Source organism: Hungatella sp. (genome assembly GCF_046966825.1).
Window position 1 is genome coordinate 1 of record NZ_JBKVCZ010000138.1, and the last position, 16,802, is coordinate 16,802.

A 16,802-nucleotide genomic window follows, 5' to 3' on the forward strand; every position below is an offset into this window, starting at 1 on the left:
GGTAATGGAGATCACCGAGTGTATCGCCGAGATTAAAACACCGACCAGTATGGCAGTCAGCACGCCGATCCACGGGTTCCCTGTGAGATAGCTTCCCAGCACCGCACCGAAGGCGCTTGCCAGCATGATTCCTTCCAGACCGATATTGACAACACCGGAGCGTTCTGAGGTGAGCCCGCCCAGGGCGGTAAGCGCGATCGGAGTTCCCATTCGCAATGTGGAAGCCAGCATAAAAATCAAGAAATTCAGCATATTATTTTCCTCCCCGCCCCTTCTTTATGTAATAACGGATCACATTTTCCGCACACAGGAATACGATTACGAGTCCCTGGATGATATCCACCATGTTTTTGGAGACGCCTACGCTGGACTGCATCATCAGAGATCCGCTGCGCATGCTTCCCATTAAAAGCGCCGTGAGAATGATCGCAAACGGATTGTTGCGCGCCATTAAGGCAACCGGGATTCCACTGAAGCCGTAGTTTGCAGAGAAACCGTTGATGACCTTTCCCATGGTTCCTGTTACTTCAATTCCTCCTGCAAGACCGGCTAACGCGCCGCTCATCAGCAGTGCGAGGAACATGTTGCGCTCCACGTTGATGCCGTTGGTGAGGGATGCATTTTTGTTTAATCCCACCGCACACATCTCATATCCCAATGAGGTACGGTTTAAAAGGAAGTAGACGACCACGGCCGCTGTCAGGGCGATCACAATGCCCAGATTCAGCACGTAGGGCGACGGCAGCAGCTTCGGAAGCATGGCCGTGGCCTGAATCGGTCTCGTGGCCGACGCAGCGCCCTCCGCCTTAAACGGCCCCAGGATTAAGTACTGCACCAGGTACTGGCCTACATAGTTGAACATAATGGTACTGATTACGACGTTGACATTGGCCTTCTGCTTTAAGAGGGCCGGGAAAAACGCCCAGACCATGCCGGCCAGCATGGATACGATCAGAACGAAGGGAATATTTAAGATCCCCGGCATCGGAAACAGGGTTCCCGCAATGCCCGCCGCAATCGCTCCCACAAGAAGCTGTCCCTCGGCGCCGATGTTGAATACCGTACATTTATAGGCCAGAGCTACCGCAAGTCCCGTGAGCAGAAGCGGAACCGATTTCGTCAGAGACTGGGTAAATGCCATCGGTGTGCCGAAGGCGCCCTGAATCAGCGCTTTATACGCCTCGATCGGATTGTTGCCGAACAGCCAGATGATAATTCCGCCTGTTATAATTGCCAGAACCAGCGCAATCAAGGAGATCAGAAAATTAAGGCCTACCTCCCGAAACTTTGCCGGCATCTGTTTTCCTGTTTTAACCTGCTGTCCAACTTCTGTACCTCCTTTTCCTTTTACGGATCCGAGCATCATCATTCCCAGTTCCTGGCGCGTCACGCTCTGTGCGTCTACAACGTCGATGATCTCCCCCTTGAAGATAACCGCAATCCTGTCGCTGACCGAAAGAATCTCGTCCAGCTCCAGGGAGAAAAGAAGCACGCCTTTTCCCTTATCCCGCTGTTCCAGCAGTGTTTTCTGAACGAATTCCATGGCACCCACGTCCAGGCCGCGGGTGGGCTGGACCGCAATCAGCACATCCGGATCCCTGGAGGCCTCCCTCGCAATGATGATCTTCTGCTGGTTGCCTCCGGACAGCGTACCGGCGTTTACATCGACGCTGGCGCAGCGGATATCGAACTGCTCCTTCATTTCCTCCGCCGTGTCGTGGATCTTCTTAAAATTCAGCCAGATTCCATTTTTCGCAAACGCTTCATGGTACTGCAGGCCCAGAATCAGATTGTTGGCAATGCTGTATTCCAGAACCAGACCGTCCCTGTGCCTGTCCTCCGGGATCAGCCCCAGTCCGTGGTCCTTTCTGTCGCGGATTTTGTCCTTTGTGATGTCTTTCCCATTCATCACGACGCTGCCGCTGTCGGGCGTCAGCTTCCCGCATATGACATTTACCAGTTCCTCCTGGCCGTTGCCATCCACGCCTGCAATCCCGAGAACCTCGCCTTTTCTCAGCTCCAGATTGATTGATTTCAGTTTCTTAATTGAGTCGACCGTATAGCTGACATCCCTTACCTCCAGGATGTTTTCCACCTTCTCAAACTGGCGGCGGCTGCGCCTTCCAAGGTTTACATCACGGCCCACCATCATTCTGGTCAGCTCGGCCGAATCAGTCTCCTTCTTTTCCACGGTTCCCACGACTTTTCCCAGCCGGATCACGGTGATCCGGTCGGATATCTTCATCACCTCCGCCAGCTTATGGCTGATGAAGATTATGGTCTTTCCTTTTTCCTTCAGCTTCAGCAGGATGTCGCAGAATTCATCGATCTCCTGCGGTGTAAGTACCGCCGTCGGCTCATCGAAAATGAGGATTTCCGCTTCCCGGTAGAGCACCTTTAAAATCTCCACACGCTGCTGTTCCGTAACGGATAAATCCGCCACCTTCTTGTTGGGATCGATCTTCAGTCCGTACTGCTCAGACAGCGCGCCGATCGTCTCCCCGGCCTTCTTCCGGTCCACCTTCAAGGCCGTGCCGATCTCCTGTCCGACGATGATATTCTCCGTCACCGTCAGTTTTGGGATCAGCATGAAATGCTGATGAACCATTCCGATCTTATGTCTGATGGAATCCTTGGAATTGCTGAATTTAACCGGTTCCCCACGGATCAGCAGCTCCCCCTCATCGGGCTGGTACAGCCCGTATAGGATGTTCATCAGCGTTGATTTTCCCGCTCCGTTTTCTCCGGCGAGCGTATGGATCTCTCCCTCTTCAAAGCTGATCGATATATGATCATTGGCAACGATTCCCGGGAACCGTTTCGTAATCCCCTTCAGTTCAATGATGCTCCCCACTTCAGGCACCTCCGTTCTCTGATTTTCGATACGCGGCTATTTCGCATACTGGTAAGTAAAGCTGTTAAACTCTTCTTCGTTGGAAGGAACCTTGATTTCTCCGGACTCTACCTTTGCAGTCAGATCGTCGATGGCACTTTTTACATCATCGGGAATCAGCTTTAACAGCTCTTCATTGTTAGTAAATAACAGCTTTACGCCGCCCTCCTTCAGGCCCAGGGACATCGGTACGCTCGTATCGAAGACGCCTGTCTCCTGGTATTCCTTCAGAATGGATAAAATAGCCTGGTCTGCCGGTTTTACTACGGAAGCGAGAATCTTATCCGGCATCTTGTCAAACTGTCCGTTGGCTGCGCCTAAACAGTACGTTCCTTCGCCTGCATCCTTGGCCGCATTGAAGACTCCCAGGTTGCATGCGCCGGAATACGTTCCGATGATATCCGCCCCCTTGTTGTACATGATCTTCGCAACCTCGCTGCCCTGTCCACATCGTGTCGTGTTGGTAAATGCGGACTGAACCTCGCATTCCGGATTCACGGCCTTGACGCCTGCGGTAAATCCGAACTGATAGCGGTACTGCAGTGTCTCGCCAACGGCCATAACGGCGCCGACGTTGTTGGTCTTCGTCATCAGTCCTGAGAGCGCGCCGCCTAAGAATGCGGCTTCATTTTCACGGTAAGCAACCGACATGATGTTTCCGCCGCCGTCAATGGCTTCGGCCAGATACAGGAACTTGACCTCCGGGTTCTCAGCCGCCACTTCCAGCATTCCATCCTTATATTCGGAAGACGGTACCATGATGAAGTTGGCGCCCTGGCTGATCAGTGTGCGCAGGCTGTTTGCAGAGTCGGATATCTCCGGAACCTCCAGCGGAATTCCCTTCACGCCCAGCTCCTTCTCAGCCAGTTCCATTCCGGCGAGTACGTCATCGTTGTAGCTCTGTGTTCCAAACGCGCTGGCAATCATTCCGACCACCAGCTCTGATTTCTTATCCTGTGCGCCGTCCTCGGAGGCCGCCTCCGCTTTTCCGCCTGTTTCCGTCTTTTCTGCTGCCGCAGTTCCGCCTGTCGGCTGGCCGCTCTGACATCCGGTCAGAAGTGACAGTCCCATGCCTGCCGCCAGTAATGTTGAAACGATCCTTTTGTAATGTCTCATAATCTTTTCTCCTTCTCCTCTTATATAAATTATAAATGTTAATTACATTTTTCCCAATTTTACAAGTCTGCGCTTCATCTCTTCCATCTGCGCTTCATTTACTATCAGAACGCCGCCCTTCTGTACCGATAAAAGTCCCTCGTCTTTCAAGCTGTTGATCGAACGGTACAGCGTTCTCACGCTTACGCTGAGATCCGCGGCAATCACTCCGTGGCGCTCCCTGATTATGAGCTGCCTGTCCTTTCGGCTGGTCTCGCCTTCATTCCATTTGCTTTCAATGTATGCCATTAAATTGTTGGAGGCCTTTAAAAATACCAATCGGTCCATCCTCGTATGGTTTCTCTCCACCACTTTGGCGAGATCCCGAATGACCACCAGGGCCGCCTCTCCGTCCTCCCGGATTTCCTTTAAAAAGTAGTTGCAGTCAATGTAAAGGAGCAGACAGTTTTTTGCAGCAATAATCTGGGAATAGTACTCCTTATCGTTTGATACCAGCTGCGTGATCCCAATAAAAAACGGAGCGTTGACCGCCGCGAGCATATTGGTGTTTCCGTCTGTGGAAACGCGGGTGAAATGGGCCCCTCCCTTGACAACCATAATAATTGACTGAAGCTTATCCGTCGGCCGGACAATATCCTCTCCCTTCTTCACCGTCCGCATCGTGATACATGGATTTAAAAACCGGTCCAGTTCATGGGGTTTCACTGCCTGGTCCTGATTTTCTACGTATGCAACTCGAAAAAGCTCTCTCAGCTGACCAGATGTTTTTTCTGTCTTCATTTTCTGGCTTCCTTTCTGTACCTTTTGGGTCTGCATCATTATATCACAGCGAACTGCTCAATTTTTCTTGCTTTCTGTAGCTTTATCATACACGCCAGTCAATTTTACTGCTATGACACATGTCATACCTGAGCTATTTTTATATTTTGTATCTTTTTCGCCTCTATTTTTGTGCATTTTGTATATATTGAATGCTATATTTTTTATATGAGGTAAAATCTGGAAAATAGAAATTATCAGATTTGCGTAAAGTATATAAAAAAAGGGGACATTTCCACGCATAAACTGCGAGGAAATGTCCCCTTTTTTCTGTATATCCATGACTCATGTAAGCACAACATTCTGATATCCCATCTCGCCGGCCCATGCCGCCAGCTCCCGCATCACCCTGTCGTCAGGCTCCGACGCGCCGCTCAGCCTGCCCCTGACGCCGAAGGACCGGAACCGGATCAGCTTGACTCTTGCCGTGACCGGGCTTCCCATGAGACCGGCGATCCCTCTCAGCACTTCCTCGTAATCGCTTTCCCCGGAAAGACAGACGATGCGGATCTCCTCCAGTTTATTTTTCCTCCAGAGAAGCTCCAGATTTTTTTTAACAACGGCATTGTCTGCGCCCGTCAGCCTCCGGTAAACCTCTGGATCCCAGCTCTTCACGTCCAGCATCACGCCGTCGCTAAGCTCCAGCAGTTCCGGATAGAGGGAGAAATCCACCATCCCATTGCTGTCGATAAGACAGGACAAACCGGCTTCTTTGCAGAGGCCAAACAGCTCCTCTAAAAAATCCGGATAGAGGCAGCATTCTCCGCCGGATACCGTAATGCCGCGGATAAACGGCAGATTTCCGGATACCTCCTCAAAGACTTCCTCTGCGCTCATCTCCCGGATCTTCGGAGAGGCGTAATTCGGGCAGACGGCTATGCACCGGTCGCAGGAAACACATTTTTTCTCATCCCATGACACCGTTTTGCCATTCAGGGCCAGTGCTCCCGCCGGACATTCGTCCACGCAGATACCGCATCCTGTGCATAACTTCTGCGTTTCCGGGTTATGACAGTACGCGCAGGAAATGTTGCAGCCCTGAAGAAACACGGCGGTCCGGTTACCCGGGCCGTCTACCACACTGACCTGGATGATCTTATTGACCGGGGCTTTCACGCCATACGCTCCTTTCGCATCTCCAGGTGATTGGTGTCGTAATTCTTACTGCCAAGCACGGTGGTGTTTTGAAGAACGACGTCGTGGTTCCTGTATTTTTCCATCTCGCTGCGCTTCACAAGGAAGCCGGTGATCCGGACCAGATCACTGTCGGACGCGTAAAAGCTCATGTATTTGACGCCCAGCTGGAATGCCCCCTTCACAATGTCCACCAGCGCTCCCGGATTCTTCCTGGCCGTGACGGCAAAGGGGAAGATATCGCCCACTCCTGTCGGGAAGTATTCGTGGAATCTGGCGCTGTGACGCAGGTGATCCAGCAGGTTCTCCGGCTCATCTCCCACAGGAATGCGCACGCCGGAGGTGATTCCCTTGTCGCTGTCTAAGCCGACCTGGGCGTGAAGAAGGAAATGGCCCTGGCCAATCTCCGAATAAACAGCCGGAAAATCCGCCGCGAACTTCCGAATGATCTCCATGATCTGCAGTCCCAGTTCATCTGCTTTTTCACTGTGTCCGTACCGATCTCCCGTGTCAGCCATCAGAGCGTTGACACATTCCGCCAGTCCGGTCACGCCGAACATGCCCACGAATTTTTCCCGTTCAATCAGCCCTTCCCGCACCAGGAACGACGACTCGAAAAAGCCGGAGCGCTCCACGAGGAACTTCACCCGCTCATTCATATAGTTTCCCACCGCCTCCAGGCAGTCTGGGAGCAGTTCCTGTAAGAACTGGTCGACGGACTCCGCGCTCTTGACCAGCTCAGTCAGTGTAATCCTGGACAGCGTGTAGGCGCCGCCGCCAACCGGAAGAATGTTATAGCAGCTGGAAATCCCGTATTCACAGGGGTAGGTGGTGCGGTTGTCTGCATCGTTGCAGATCGCCGGATTGGCGCAGGTAAGGGAGGTGGCGACGGCCAGCTCCGCATACTCATCCGGGGTGACCTCCGGATCGTACTTTAAGGTCAGGTTCGGAACAGTATTCTGAAGCTCCTTTTCCAGCTCCAGAATTATGCGCCCCGCCCTGGTCGGTCTCGATCCCAGATTACCATGACAGAAGCTGTCTGTAATCGTCCTGTCCAGAAAGATCAGAAACAGCCTCAATTTTTCCTTCACCACATCGTCCGCCATCCCCTCGATAAACGGCTCGATCATAGTGTCCAGCTCTCCCAGATATACGGGAAATCCCGTGATGGAGGGCACATGATGATAGAGGATCTGAAGTCCCGTAAGAAGCTCGTCAAACGTCTTCGGAGGCTCTATCCGCAGGAATTCGCTCCCCTGTTTCACAAATTTCTTATAGTCCGGCATGATATACCTTGGGCGGTAGGGCGCATGTCCCTCAAACAAATCATTCAGCGCACCCGTCTCAAAATACTGCCTGGTCTTCGGCGGAATATCCAGTACGGAAAGGCTGTCTTCCGCTTCCTTCGCCAGTGAAAATACCTTCTGCTCATACGTTAATTCTTTGGATGTGAGCACATCCAGTACCTGGTTCTGTTCCATATGATCCTGTCCTTTCTTAAAGCTTCTGATTGTTTTCAAACGTTCCACTGATTCGATAGGATCATTAAACCATTGCCAAACCGGCGGTAATATAACAGGTGTCACGATATAACGGGATTCGCCGAAAAATGAAAAACGGCCCTCCGCTCCCGCAATGGGATACGAAGGACCGTTTCAGTCCGTCTCTATTTTTCCGGCACCAGGAGAATCTCCTCTTCCTCGCGCACGAAAAGCGCTCTGTGATTCCTGTCAAATTCCGTGATATGGCGGATAAAGAATTTGGAAATGCCGCCTACCAGGAAGGCCGCGGCCACTGTGCCTTCTCTGATCCCTTCCACATGTCCCAGACACAGAACGGAAAGGAGAACGGCCGTAAGGACAAGGCTCATATCAAAGCATGTCTTTACAATGCCAAAATCCCAGTTTTTCCTGCGTGATACCGCGCGGACGAGGCCTTCTCCCGGAAGAATCAGCACATCGGGCACTACCTCCAGCGCTACCCCCAGTCCCAGGGCCGCACATCCGGCGAGAAGCAGAAGGACCTTCTGTACATAGAACACCGGAGTCCAGAATGACAGCACCCACATCCAGCCGTCGATACAGGCGGAAAAGATCAGCGTAGCCGGAAGCTGCAGCAGCTGTATCTTTTTAAAGCTGCGCCCCAGTACGAGGCACTCGAAAAGAAACAGGGTACTGTTTACCGCCAGTACGAAGACTCCCAGGCTGTAAGGAAAGATAAACGTCAGGACATAGGACGGACTCGTAATCGGAGACGTCCCAAGCTCCGCCTTTGTGATCATGCTGATTCCTAAAGCGGCCACAATCATTCCATACAAAAACATCCGGTACTTTTTCATTATCACGTGATGATCCATGCGCGCATCTCTCCTAAAAATTATTTTTGCCTTCTAATTTATTTTGTTATTTTATCATAACACGAAAAAATGCACACTTCAATGGACATTGTAGCTTAACATAGGACTGAAAAATCATCACATTGCACAAAAATATTTTAGATTACCTAAAAATATTTTAGGTTCGGGTCGCAAGGCTTTCCTTCTGCGTTTTACCTCAAACGTCCCGCTCCGGCAGATTCACAGTGAAACGTCTGTCTCGATAATCCGGGAATACCGGATCAGCGGATACTCGCCGTCGTGGCTTCCGAACGGCTCTCCCGTCTCCTTATCCCGTCCCGTCAGAATCCGGTTTACCCCTGCTCCGGCCAGAATCCGGACCAGCTCCGTTTCCTCTTCCTCCAGGCAGACCAGCCTCGCGGTCTGAAGCCGCCCCCGGTCCTTTCTCAGGATCTTTACGAGTTTCTCCCTGTTCATCGGCTTCACCCAGCAGCTGCCGTACATCAGCGACAGCTGAAGTCCCGGCTCCTCCGACAGGGTGACGCTGACGCCGCGTCCCCGGAAGATGCGTTCCCCCGTCATGGCGGACTCCAGTTCCTTCTGGTAGATCCGGATGGTGCTGCATCCCCGGAATCCCACTTCTTTATTCCCATACTCCTCATAGGAGAATGTTCCAGCAGCCTCAAGAAACGGCGGCTGAAATCCACGGCCTCCCGCCCCTCTGCCTCCACATAGATTCCCTGGCAGGAGCTGCACAGCAGCTGGCTGGTCCGTACCATGTGATCCGTGATGGCCTGCAGCGCTTCCCCGTTGCTGCGGCCCGCTTCGGTGACATAGGCAAAACTGATCCGGTGCCCCCACTCGATCAGCTTCGTCCCCGCGGGAGCCAGGCTCCGGATTCCCCGGATGGCCTCGTCGCCGCCCCACGTGCACACGCCGTCGGAGAGCGTTAAGAGCTTTAAGAGCCTCGCCCAATCCCCGGAGGGAATCCGAAAGGTATAGATATAGTCCGCCAGCACGGGCTCGATACGGATCAGCTCCTGAAGCAGAAACACCGAAAGCCCGTCGTCTTCGGAAGAGAGCTTCAGGAGATTGATGTTGCCGGCCAGAAGGCCCTCCAGCACGCTGTAGGCTCCGATTCCGGTCATATTACCGGCAGTCACGTGCATGAGGACGCCCAGAGGCATGAGAAAACGGTTCTGAAGGCCCAAAAGCTCTGTCTTTACCCTTCTCTCCAGCGTATCCTCCCGCAGGAAAGAAGCCGCCTGACAGATTCTCTCTCTCGTCAGAAGCTTCTCCAGCCCGCGCGCCCGGATCTCGCCGTCATACGCGCCTCCGGTCAAGAGTCCGGCTAACCGGCCGCAGGCTCTCATTACCACGGTTCTGGAGAGAGGGGGCTTCTCCAGTGCGGCCGCTGTCTTTTTTTCCAGATCAATGGAATGCACTACGTCCCACCTCCTTTAACAGTTCTCCCGCACCGGCCGCGCAGGTCCGGATATCGGGGACACCGGTCCTGCCGATGATCTCCAGGTACGGCGCCTCCATTCCGCAGCCGCATTCACAGCCGCGGTGCAGGACGCCCAGATCATCGGTCAGTATGCTCACCAGAGGGATACTTTCAACCAGCGGACTGATTAGATTAACCAGTCCCGCCTTTCCATAGCCGACTGGTTCCAGCGTATCCACATCCCGGATGACGACGCGGCTCGTGGCGGGAACATGGAAATGGTGGTTCGGACAGTCACAGTATACGCCCGGATGCTCTACCGCTCCGAAAAACTCCCGGAAATGACTCTCCGACACACCGAGATGCCTCTCACACAGCCGGTATAGTTCCGTCTTGTCCACCGTCTCTTTGTAAAACTGCTTCCAGCCGCCGCCGACCATAATCATGGAATGCCTGGGCAGGCGGAGAAAGATTTCGCTTCGCTCCATCTCCTTTAACAGGAAATAGAGGTATGCCGGAAAGCCGATAATCCTTACCGGAGCCCTTCCTCCGCTATAACGCCGGAGGGCTACCATCAGCCCCTTAAAATCGGGCCGATATCCGTTCTTTCCCTTTCGCAGCGCATACCGCCGGCTGAGCGCCGGGGCAAACATCGTGCTGAGCCGCTGGGTCTTGCTGATCGCCGTCTGATTGTCCTTTCCGGGCGGAAACCCCAGAATTACATAACGGGCAGGACGCATGGAAAACAGCCCGTGGCGGGCGATGACCCGGCATGCGGCGATTCCACCGAAGAAAAGGCTCTTTTTGTCAAATCCGATATGGCTCTTCACTCCCTTTGTCCCCGAGGAGGTGGCCTTTACCACCATGGCGGATTCCGGCATGGAATGCAGATCGTGGTACTTAAAAAACAGGGTCGGAATGCACGGCACCTCCCCCACATCCGTCACCCGTTTTCCATCCTCCCGCGAGAATCCCCGGCTCTCCAGAATCCGCCTGTAATCTTCGCACTTTAAGAGATGGCAGTCCACATTCCTGCGGACTGCCTCCATAAAAGCTCTGTCATTCTGTTTATGATCATAGATATCCCTGCAAAAACACAGCTTAAATCTGTAATCCATCCTTTTACTCCCGTCGTTCTATTCGGTCCACTCCGGGAACCACTGGCCTTCATTCGATATAAATCCCGCAAATACCCGGGGCTCTCCCGCGGAATTCTGAGCCACATGACCGCGGCAGTGAAGTTTGATCCACTGGCCCTTCCGGTTTCTCGCCCTGTATTCGACCTCATGGCTCACGGTCCGCCCGTCGCTGATCGCCTGGTTCGATTCCCAGAACCGCTCCCAGTCGGCCGGATGGATGATGGAGCGCCAGATATCGGCTGCATTCTGAATCACCTCACCCGGAAATGCGAACTCCTCCACCAGCTTCCTGCTGTAACGGAAGGTATTGGTCGCCATGTCGCACACGTAGAGATAGTTGTCCGTACTCTCCACCAGCGCGTCATAGAGGTACTGCTGGTCGTAGTCAAACGCCTCCGGCTTTAAAAGCCGCCACTGGGCCTCCGCTGCCGCCAGCACCGACTCCTTCCCCTGCTGCATGTGATACTGGCGCTTCTGCTCGTACATGCGCTCGTCCACTTCCCGAAGGATATCCGTCACACTCATGGTATGCTCCGGCCCCAGCTCCAGAATTCCCGTACAGAAGCTCAGTTCATAAGGAATCCGGTCCTGTCTGCGGACAGCCAGCAGTCTCTCTTCCACCAGCTTGATCGTTTCAGCGGCTTCCTGCTCCGTCTTCCCTGCAAACGTTACGAGAAATTCATCTCCGCTCAAGCGGCATGCAAAATCCTCTCCGGTCAGAACGCTCTTCACCGTGTTGGCAATGACCCGCAGAAGATTATCCCCCTCCCGGTGCCCGTACGTATCATTAACTTTCTTCAGGGAATTGACGTCATACATACAGACCGTCAGAATCGTCTCCTGATGCCGCGCCGCATCCAGCATCTCTGCCAGCCGGTTCTTCCCGCCTCTCCGGTTGAGAAGGCCGGTCAGATCATCCGTGCTGGCCTCCTTCGACAGTTTTTTGGAAGCCGTAATATCCAGAGAATGCTGAAAATGAACGGTGGAGCCGTCCGTCCATTTCATCAGGCTGTCGTAGTTATCGTAGTAGCGGCCCGTCAGAGTGTTAAACTCCTCCCACCGCCGGTAAACGCCTTCCTCTCCGGACTCCGTCAGCCTCTGTACCGGACAGCCGGGGCATCTTCCCCTGCTTCCCTTCTGAAGAATCTGCCAGCATACCTTGCCCACCGGATTTTCCAGGCCAAACGCTTCCTGCATCGTTTTGTTCATGAACAGAATCCGGTCCGTGTGGATATCGGTCACGTACAGATTCGCCTGCATACGGCCCATCATGGTATTGTATACCCAGTTCTGCAGCATATAGTCTTCATACAGGTTCTTATTGGCAAATGTCACCGCGATAATGGACAGCAGGAACCGGAGTATGGGCAGTTCCCGGTCCGTCCAGTCGCCCTCCCCGGATTTTTTACCAAATACCGCAAATCCCACAAACCGTATATTATTGCAGATCGGCAAAATCGTCAGACAACCTTCCGGCACCGTAAAAGGTGTGAGCGCCTTTAAAAAGGCCTCCAGCTCCTCACCGGAAAGCTTCTCCCGCGTATTCCAGCTTTCCACCAGCTGCGGAAGCCACTGTCTCATGACCGCCTCCGCACCGGTATCCCCGCCTTTTCCGCTTCTCCAGGAGCCAACTTCCTTATAACGCATCTGATTGTCCAGGCGGACTAAGAGTACCGAATCGGCATGCATCAGATGATTGATATAGTCAGCCAGATTCTCCGCAGTTTCCTGCACAGAATTGGCATCCATCAACAGCGTCTGAACAGAAAGTTCAGGCCGGTAAAAAACCTCCATGGGATCTCCCCCCTTTCCGGAATTATTGTGCCGCTTGTTCTCCGTTTTCCGGATAATCAAAGATATAATACTCGTATGCGTTGACTACTCTGGTTTTCCCGTATGTATCCTCGCGTTTGAACCCTCCGCCGTAGTTGGCGTGAACATGGCCGTGGATAAAATACTTCGGCATATACTTGTCCATCAGATCCTTAAAGCATTCAAACCCCTGGTGGGGCAGATCCTGCATATCGTTAATCTGATATGCAGGCGCGTGAGACACCAGAATGTCAAACCCTTTGTTCTTCTTTAACTTCCACCAGAGCTTTTTGATTCTCCGCTCCATCCTTCTTTCCGTATACTGGTTGTCGGCTCCCGGAATATACTCCATGGAACCTCCCAGGCCCAGAATCCGCACGCCGCGGAACACGAAGATGTCATCCTCGATGCAGACACAGCCTTCCGGCGGCCGCTCCTCGTAATGCCCGTCGTGATTGCCTTTCACATACAGAAGCGGCGCATGGGAGAAGGTGGCAAAAAAAGTCAGATAGGAGGCCTTCAAATCCCCACATGATATAATTAAGTCCACCCCTTTGATCTTCTCGGGTGAGAAGTACTCGTAAAGGGATTTTGACTCCTCATCAGCCAGTACCAGAATCTTCAAACTATTATTCCTCCATCACCGCATTGTCGTATATCGTCAGTCCCTGCAGCCTTACCAGAGACTGTGCTTCCTCTGTGAGCTCATCGAACTCAGGAAGCTTACCCACCACGTTTTCAGCCAGCCAGTTCATCGTGATGATCTCTTCGGGAGAGAGCCTCTCCTCCTCCTCGCACTGAACCGTTCCATCCTGGGAATAGATCGTTCCCACAAACGGCTGGAAGCTTCCGCTCCGGATCGAGTTCTTCAGGAACGTGATCAGCCGGTTGGTGCCGTGCGGCAGATTCTGAGAGCAGATGACGTCGATGACATCGGCGGACATTCCCCACCAGTAGTTGATGGCCTGCTTTCCCTTCATCTCCTTTACATCGGAACCGCCGCGGCAGGTGATATTCACGATCTTCTCGTAGAATTTGCCCCAGTGCCAGATCGGCGACGCCAGATTCCGGAGTTCTCCGTCCGCTTCTTTTTTATATAAACCGTATTCTCTCGATGCAGTCTTAGGCGTAATCATGTCTTCTCCGGAGATGAACGTGATTCCTTCCTTTTCCAGTTCCTCGCGGGCATTCCTGTCTTTTACCCTCGCCCATTCCAGATGAACCTTGACATAGGGATTAATCATACGCGCACCGAGTGCAAAGGCGTTGATATTGGCGATCGTTCCGTAGATCGGGTAGTCCGCGATATACCCCAGCTTATCGCACTGTGCCATGGAAGCGGCCAGCGCGCCCATTAAGAATTTCGACTCGTACATTCTGGCATAGTAGGTGCAGACGGAGGAGTACGACATGTTGACGGAACAGTTGAAAATCTTTACCTCCGGATGCTCGATAGCCGCCTTGACGCTTAAACCGATCATCTGGGAGGCCGTCGTAAAGATCATGTTGCATCTGGCCGCAATCGCCAGATCGATGGCGTTGGCAATCTCCGCATCCGTATCGGCCTCGAAGAATGCGACCGTCTTTAAGCGCCCCTCAAATGCCTGCTCCAGGTACATACGCCCCAGCTCATGGCCATAGGTCCAGCTGGAGGTCTCCGCGGTCTTCGCGTGAATAAATGCGATCTTCAGCATCTCCGGCTCGATGTTCTGGGATGGGCGGAGCCAGTTGATGATCTTTAACGGGCTGTTATCCGGCTCTTCCACCTCCTCCGGCTGCTCTACCAGGGCGATCTTGCTGCCTCTGGAGGTCAGGAGAAGTTCATCCTTAATCTTCGTCAAATCCTTTGTGATCTCGCCCTCTGTCTTCAGCTTCACCACATCGTAGCCGAACAGCTCGACATAGACAAGGAAGGCGTCAGAACACGTCATCTCATAGGAATTCCCGCCAAACGCGCGGAACGCCTTGGAAAACTGGTCGTAGGCGGATTTAAAGTAGATCCTGTCGTCCTCGCTCCACACCTCTTCCGGGGCCTTTCCCATGGCCTTTAACAGGCGGTCGTAGCTGCCCTCCTGGCTGAACCAGACATCACAGTTAAAGGAGACCTGGTAAAACTCCAGGAATTCATAATAGAGGCGGTTGTCGAGGTCATCCGTTCTCTTGGGAATCAGGCGCGTCACCGAAGCCGTAATGCTGAACGCGCCCACATATTTAAGCACGCTGACACGCTTGTTGCCCTCCTGTACATAATACTGGTTCATGAACTCATACGCAACGATGGGGTCATGAATCCCTTCTTCTATCTGATGGTCGTATAAATACGCCCATTTTGCTCCAAACTCCGATTTTTCTGCCAGCAGAGGCATAAAATTATTGGCAAAGGCACTGGTTCTGCCTTTTGTTTTCGTTCCCACGATCTTATCAAGCGGGACGTCCATGAGTCCCAGATTCACTTCTGAAATAATATCTGTGTAGGAAAGTATGTCATCCAGCACCGGAAGATAAGGATACTCTCCCTTTGCTACGGAAACCTGATACTGTTTTCTTCCTTTTTTCAAAGCACCTGAATAGTCATAAAGCGCCATAACCGATTCTCCTCTCAGTTTTCCTCTTATTGTATGTTCGTCTTCTACAGTATACCACAAACAATAAATTCGTGAAAGACCTCATTCCGTGTTTGGGCATGCATTCACATCTGTTTCGCAAAGACAAAAGACGCCGTCCGCGCCCCCAAAAACCACGGCTTTCTCCCGTGGGATCTTCAGGACGCAGACTGCGTCTCATATTATAGGTTTCTTATCTTGAAATCACGTTCCAGTTCCCGTTTCTGGTCCTTTTTCGCGATATCTTCCCTCTTGTCGTAGAGCTTCTTACCGCGGGCCAGGCCGATCTCCAGCTTCACCAGGCTGCCCTTAAAGTAAACCTGGAGGGGCACGATGGTATAGCCCTTGATCGCGATCTTGGAATCCAGCTTGCTGATCTCCGCCCGGTGCATCAGCAGCTTTCTAGGTCTTAAGGGATCTTTATTGAAGATATTTCCCTTTTCATATGGATTGATGTTCATGCCGTACACCCATACTTCCCCCTTGTCGATTCTCACAAAGGCTTCCTTGATGCTGCATTTGCCCATCCGGATGGACTTCACTTCCGTGCCGGCCAGCTCGATGCCGGTCTCGTATTTCTCATCGATAAAATAATCATGGTATGCCTTTTTGTTGTTGGCAACCAGTTTGAAACTCTCTTTCCCCATCCTTTTATCCTCCTGTTATTCCTCCGCAGCGGGAATAAAGTCGATCGTCCTGGCCAGCTTATCCGTTCCCGTGACCATGACGCGGATCGGCTGACCGAGTTTGTATACCTTCCTCGTCATATCGCCGATCAATTCTAAATGCTCTTCATCAAAATGGTAATAGTCGTCCTTTAACTCGCTTACCCGGATCAGGCCTTCCACCGTATTGGGAAGCTCCACGTAGAGTCCCCAGTTTGTGACTCCCGATATGACGCCGTCGAATACCTCGCCGATATGGCCCGCCATATACTCGCACTTCTTCATCTTCACGGTTTCGCGCTCCGCTTCATCTGCCCGCCGCTCCATGGCGGAGGTCTGGACCGATACGCCGGTCAGAAGCTTATCGTAATGGGCCGTTCTCTTCTCGCTCAGCCCGCCTCGCAGGTTCTCCTTGATGATCCTGTGAATCTGTAAATCCGGATACCGCCGGATGGGTGAGGTAAAGTGGGTATAATACTTGGCGGCCAGGCCGAAATGGCCCGTATTCACCACCGTATACTTGGCCTGCTTCATGGAACGCAGCGCCAGACGACTGATCAGCGCCTCCTCCGGTGTATCCTCCGCCTTCACCAGAAGCTTCTGGACCTCTTTCGGATAGACCTCTCCGTTATGGAACCGGATGGAGTAGCCGAAGTTATTGATAAAGGTGGCCAGACTCTTCATCTTCTCCGGGTCGGGATTATCATGGGTCCGGTACAGGAACGGGAGCGCCTGCCAGAAATAGTCCTCCGCCACAGTCTCATTAGCGATGAGCATGAAATCCTCGATAATCTTCGTTGCCGCGTTCCGCTCATACGGCTTGATCTCCAGTGGTTTTC

15 protein-coding genes are annotated in these 16,802 nt (G+C 52.7%); all 15 read right to left on the bottom strand.

Features of this window, described 5'->3' with window-relative positions; translation table 11 throughout:
* Positions 1 to 252 (bottom strand): ABC transporter permease subunit (locus ACLTD4_RS27710; protein WP_412331733.1); only part of this gene is annotated, 252 nt, incomplete at its 3' end.
* Position 253: 1 nt separating this feature from the next.
* Positions 254 to 2,854: an ATP-binding cassette domain-containing protein gene (locus ACLTD4_RS27715; RefSeq protein ID WP_412331734.1), complete on the bottom strand. Its 2,601-nt coding sequence runs from the start codon at positions 2,852 to 2,854 to the stop codon at positions 254 to 256.
* Positions 2,855 to 2,890: 36 nt separating this feature from the next.
* Complete coding sequence (locus ACLTD4_RS27720) at positions 2,891 to 4,009, bottom strand: BMP family lipoprotein (RefSeq protein WP_412331735.1); 1,119 nt, start codon at positions 4,007 to 4,009, stop codon at positions 2,891 to 2,893.
* A 42-nt stretch (positions 4,010 to 4,051) separates the two neighbouring features.
* The gene (locus ACLTD4_RS27725; RefSeq protein ID WP_117620562.1) at positions 4,052 to 4,789 is read right to left on the bottom strand and encodes a Crp/Fnr family transcriptional regulator; all 738 of its coding nucleotides are present in this window, start codon (positions 4,787 to 4,789) and stop codon (positions 4,052 to 4,054) included.
* 324 nt (positions 4,790 to 5,113) lie between these two features.
* On the bottom strand, positions 5,114 to 5,944 hold the full coding sequence (locus ACLTD4_RS27730; RefSeq protein WP_117620561.1) for a YjjW family glycine radical enzyme activase: 831 nt from the start codon (positions 5,942 to 5,944) through the stop codon (positions 5,114 to 5,116).
* Positions 5,941 to 7,443, bottom strand: a complete 1,503-nt coding sequence (locus tag ACLTD4_RS27735; RefSeq protein ID WP_117620560.1) for a YjjI family glycine radical enzyme — start codon at positions 7,441 to 7,443, stop codon at positions 5,941 to 5,943. The genes ACLTD4_RS27730 and ACLTD4_RS27735 overlap by 4 nt, the downstream gene beginning before the upstream one ends.
* A 185-nt stretch (positions 7,444 to 7,628) precedes the next feature.
* Positions 7,629 to 8,318, bottom strand: coding sequence for a YczE/YyaS/YitT family protein (locus ACLTD4_RS27740; RefSeq protein ID WP_055652947.1), 690 nt, complete (start codon positions 8,316 to 8,318; stop codon positions 7,629 to 7,631).
* A gap of 219 nt (positions 8,319 to 8,537) precedes the next feature.
* Positions 8,538 to 8,879 carry an acyl-CoA reductase gene (locus ACLTD4_RS27745; protein ID WP_117620559.1) on the bottom strand — a complete coding sequence of 114 codons (342 nt, stop codon included), beginning with the start codon at positions 8,877 to 8,879 and terminating at the stop codon, positions 8,538 to 8,540.
* Complete coding sequence (locus ACLTD4_RS27750) at positions 8,876 to 9,742, bottom strand: acyl-CoA reductase (RefSeq protein ID WP_117620558.1); 867 nt, start codon at positions 9,740 to 9,742, stop codon at positions 8,876 to 8,878. Before ACLTD4_RS27750 ends, ACLTD4_RS27745 begins: the two co-directional genes overlap by 4 nt.
* Positions 9,729 to 10,862, bottom strand: a complete 1,134-nt coding sequence (locus ACLTD4_RS27755; protein ID WP_117620557.1) for an acyl-protein synthetase — start codon at positions 10,860 to 10,862, stop codon at positions 9,729 to 9,731. The genes ACLTD4_RS27750 and ACLTD4_RS27755 overlap by 14 nt, the downstream gene beginning before the upstream one ends.
* 18 nt (positions 10,863 to 10,880) lie before the next feature.
* Positions 10,881 to 12,677: a diguanylate cyclase domain-containing protein gene (locus ACLTD4_RS27760; RefSeq protein ID WP_055652950.1), complete on the bottom strand. Its 1,797-nt coding sequence runs from the start codon at positions 12,675 to 12,677 to the stop codon at positions 10,881 to 10,883.
* 22 nt (positions 12,678 to 12,699) lie between these two features.
* Positions 12,700 to 13,320, bottom strand: a complete 621-nt coding sequence (locus tag ACLTD4_RS27765) for a metallophosphoesterase family protein (protein WP_055652951.1) — start codon at positions 13,318 to 13,320, stop codon at positions 12,700 to 12,702.
* Positions 13,321 to 13,324: 4 nt separating this feature from the next.
* Positions 13,325 to 15,280, bottom strand: coding sequence for a BMP family ABC transporter substrate-binding protein (locus tag ACLTD4_RS27770; RefSeq protein ID WP_055652952.1), 1,956 nt, complete (start codon positions 15,278 to 15,280; stop codon positions 13,325 to 13,327).
* Positions 15,281 to 15,480: 200 nt separating this feature from the next.
* The gene (gene smpB, locus ACLTD4_RS27775; RefSeq protein ID WP_055652953.1) at positions 15,481 to 15,945 is read right to left on the bottom strand and encodes an SsrA-binding protein SmpB; all 465 of its coding nucleotides are present in this window, start codon (positions 15,943 to 15,945) and stop codon (positions 15,481 to 15,483) included.
* 15 nt (positions 15,946 to 15,960) lie between these two features.
* Positions 15,961 to 16,802 (bottom strand): RNB domain-containing ribonuclease (locus ACLTD4_RS27780; protein ID WP_412331736.1); only part of this gene is annotated, 842 nt, incomplete at its 5' end.

Coding starts and splice junctions, on each gene's coding strand:
- ACLTD4_RS27725 (WP_117620562.1), bottom strand. CDS start 4,789: ATGAAGACAGAAAAAACATCTGGTCAGCTGAGAGAGCTTTTTCGAGTT.
- ACLTD4_RS27740 (WP_055652947.1), bottom strand. CDS start 8,318: ATGGATCATCACGTGATAATGAAAAAGTACCGGATGTTTTTGTATGGA.
- ACLTD4_RS27770 (WP_055652952.1), bottom strand. CDS start 15,280: ATGGCGCTTTATGACTATTCAGGTGCTTTGAAAAAAGGAAGAAAACAG.
- ACLTD4_RS27755 (WP_117620557.1), bottom strand. CDS start 10,862: ATGGATTACAGATTTAAGCTGTGTTTTTGCAGGGATATCTATGATCAT.
- ACLTD4_RS27760 (WP_055652950.1), bottom strand. CDS start 12,677: ATGGAGGTTTTTTACCGGCCTGAACTTTCTGTTCAGACGCTGTTGATG.
- ACLTD4_RS27745 (WP_117620559.1), bottom strand. CDS start 8,879: ATGACGGGGGAACGCATCTTCCGGGGACGCGGCGTCAGCGTCACCCTG.
- ACLTD4_RS27720 (WP_412331735.1), bottom strand. CDS start 4,009: ATGAGACATTACAAAAGGATCGTTTCAACATTACTGGCGGCAGGCATG.
- smpB (WP_055652953.1), bottom strand. CDS start 15,945: ATGGGGAAAGAGAGTTTCAAACTGGTTGCCAACAACAAAAAGGCATAC.
- ACLTD4_RS27735 (WP_117620560.1), bottom strand. CDS start 7,443: ATGGAACAGAACCAGGTACTGGATGTGCTCACATCCAAAGAATTAACG.